Origin of the sequence: Streptomyces sp. URMC 123, assembly GCF_051386515.1 — a bacterium.
Lineage (GTDB): Bacteria > Actinomycetota > Actinomycetes > Streptomycetales > Streptomycetaceae > Streptomyces.
This window is the reverse complement of the sequence record NZ_JBPQTV010000513.1, coordinates 1-2,919: the sequence shown is the minus strand read 5'-3', so window position 1 is coordinate 2,919 and position 2,919 is coordinate 1. Positions and strand designations below refer to the sequence as shown.

Sequence of the window (2,919 nt, the reverse complement as noted above, 5' to 3'; positions counted from 1 at the left end):
GACGGCGGCGACCTCTTCGGGTTCGATGAGCCGTTTGACCGCCGAGCGCTCCAGCAGGACGTCGGCGACGACGTCCTCCGGCCGGACGCCGTGCGCGGCGGCCTGGGCGGCGATCTGGTCCTCCACCAGAGGGGTGCGCACATAGCCGGGGTTGACGCAGTTGCTGGTCACGCCGTGTGCGGCGCCTTCGAGGGCGGCGACCTTGCTGAGCCCCTCCAGGCCGTGCTTGGCGGCGACGTACGCGGACTTGAAGGCGCTGGCGCGCAGGCCGTGCACGCTGGAGATGTTCACCACCCGGCCCCAGGCGCCTCGGTACATGTGCGGCAGGCAGTGCCGCAGCAGCAGGAACGGGGCGGTGACCATGACCTTCTGGATGAGCTCGAAGCGGTCGGGGGGAAACGCCTCGATCGCGGCCACGTGCTGCAGCCCGGCGTTGTTGACCAGGATGTCCACGGCGGTCGGCAGCTCCGCGATGGCCTGGGGGTCGGCGAGGTCCACCGGGTGGGGGTGTCCGCCGACCGCCGCGGCGACTTCCTTGGCCGCTTGCGCGTCACGGTCCACCACGTGCACCAGCGCTCCGGCGGCGGCCAGCGCCCGGGCGCAGGCCCGCCCGATGCCGCTGCCCGCACCGGTGACCATGGCGGTGCGCCCCACGAGGTCCGGGTGCGGGGCGCCTGTGACGCGTCCTGGGTCCTGTCGGCTCGTCATGGCCGGAAACGTTAGAGACTCACGGCCGGGCCACCCATGGCTGTGACCACCACAGTGGGAGGGCCCGGGGTGGCGGGCACCGCCATGGGGCCCCGGGGGCCGCCGCCGCGGTGATCAGGCCAGGGCGTGACCCGCGGCGGCGATCAGGTCGTCGGTCGCGGTGATGGCGGCCTCGCGGCGGGCGGCGAGGACGGTGTGGTCCGCGGCGTTGCGCAGGTCGAACGCGGCCAGGGCGGCCTTGCGGGCCGGTTCGGCGAGGGACGGTTCGAGGACGGAGACCGCGACGAGCGGGCCGCTCACGGCGGAGCGGGTGGCGTGGGAGGCCGCGCGGGCCGCCTCGACGGCTTCCTGGCTCGCGCCGTCCAGGCGCAGGGATTCGCGGTGCCACAGGGCCCGCCGGTGGTCGCCGAGGGCGGCCACCAGCTCGGCCAGCGCCGTACGCAGCGCTTCCTCTCTCCGGTCGGCGCGCGCGGCCCGCCGAGCGCTCCGCTCGATTCTCATCTGGAGCAGTCCGGTCAGCGCGCCGCCGAGCAGTGTGCCGGCCACGGCGATGATGCTGGGCCACATCGAGAAGTCCTCCCTGGCGCCGGTGGTGACGCCGACCGGTCCGGCCGCCTCCCACCAGCGTCGCGTCCGGAACATCCTGCGGCTCAACACCTTTGGCCACAACCGGCCGTGGCCGGCGGGCGAGGGGAGCGGCAGCCGGTCCGCCGGTCCGCCGCTGCCCCGGCCCGTAAGCCTGCCGCTCGCCCGCCCCCGGTCCGCCGGCGTGGCTACTTGCCCGTCAACGGGCAGGTGGTGACCAGCGCGGCGGGGTCTTTGCCCGCGGGCCTGGGCACCGTGTGGCTGGGAGGCGGCTGCTGTCCGCGGTCGAGCCACCTCTCCAGCGCGGTGAACGCGCTGCGGTGGCAGGGCAGCAGCGGCCGCAGTCGGTCCGGGAAGGCGTCGAAGAGCGAGTCGAGATGGGTGCCGCCGTCGACGCGGTAGTAGCGGTGGAGCTGTCCCCGGCCCGCGGCCCGGACCAGGCCGGCGTAGACGTCGGAGTCGCGGCCGATGGGCAGCAGGGCGTCCAGCGTGCCGTGCAGGGTGATCAGCGGCTTGCCGATGCGCCCGGTCAGCGCGACCTTCCGAACGGCCCGTCGTACGTCGTCCGGCCGCGCGGCGTAATCGTAGTCGGCGTCGCAGCCGGGGGTTCCGGGTGCGCAGAACGGTGTGCCCGCCTCCGTCGGCCCGTCGAAGAGGGGGTCGAACTCCTCACGGACGGCGCGCTGGGTCAGGTCCCAGTAGACCTGGTGGTGGTGCGGCCAGAGGAATTCCGATCCCGCGGGGAAGCCCGCGGCGAGCATCTCCTGGCGGGCTCGTTCCGCGCCGTCGCCGCCCGCCTCGTAGGCGGGGTAGGCGCGGAGCGCGGGCGGCAGGAAGGTGAGCGGATTCGGCCCTTCCGCGCGCCACAGGGTGCCTTCCCAGTCCACTCCCCCGTCGTACAGCTCCGGATGGTTCTCCAGCTGCCAGCGGACGAGGTAGCCGCCGTTGGAGATGCCGGTCACCAGCGTCCGGGCCGGGGGCCGCCCGTACCGCTGGGCGACGGTGCGGCGGGCGGCTCCGGTGAGTTGGGTGACGCGCTCGTTCCACTCCGCGACGGCGTCACCGGGTTCGGCTCCGTCGCGGAAGAACCCAACCCCCGTGTTGCCCTTGTCCGTGGCGGCGAAGGCGTAGCCGCGGGCGAGGACCCAGTCGCCGATGGCGCGGTCGTTGGCGTACTGCTCGCGGGTCCCGGGAGAGCCGGAGATCACCAGTTGGCCGTTCCACCGGTCGGGCAACCGGATGACGAACTGGGCGTCGTGCTTCCAGCCGTGGTTGGTGTTGGTGGCGGAGGTGTCGGGGAAGTATCCGTCGATCTGGATGCCGGGCACTCTGCGGGGGGCGGGCAGGTCTTTCGGCGTCAGGCCGGCCCAGTCGGCCTGATCGGTGTGGCCGGAGGCCACGGTGCCGGCGGTGGTCAGCTCCGCGAGGCAGGCGCTGCGCTGGTGTTCGGCGCCGGGGACATGGAGCCGGTGGATACGGGTGCAGTGCCCGCGGGTCGGGGCGTCGTCCCGCGCTCCGGTCGCGTCGGCGGGGGCGGCGGTGAGGGCGGTGAGGCCGGCCAGGACGGTCAGGACGATCGCGGCTCCGGTCGCTGTGCCGGGCCTCCGGCGGGTGCGGGCGGGGCCG

At 74.3% G+C, this 2,919-nt stretch carries 3 protein-coding genes; all 3 read right to left on the bottom strand.

Features of this window, described 5'->3' with window-relative positions; all coding sequences use genetic code 11:
• Positions 1-708, bottom strand: a 708-nt coding sequence (locus ACSNOD_RS30145) for an SDR family NAD(P)-dependent oxidoreductase (RefSeq protein ID WP_436770257.1), incomplete at its 3' end; no start/stop codon positions are given.
• 114 nt (positions 709-822) lie between these two features.
• On the bottom strand, positions 823-1,350 hold the full coding sequence (locus tag ACSNOD_RS30140; protein ID WP_436770256.1) for a protein kilB: 528 nt from the start codon (positions 1,348-1,350) through the stop codon (positions 823-825).
• 131 nt (positions 1,351-1,481) lie between these two features.
• On the bottom strand, positions 1,482-2,919 hold a 1,438-nt coding region (locus tag ACSNOD_RS30135), incomplete at its 5' end, for a 3-hydroxybutyrate oligomer hydrolase family protein (protein ID WP_436770255.1).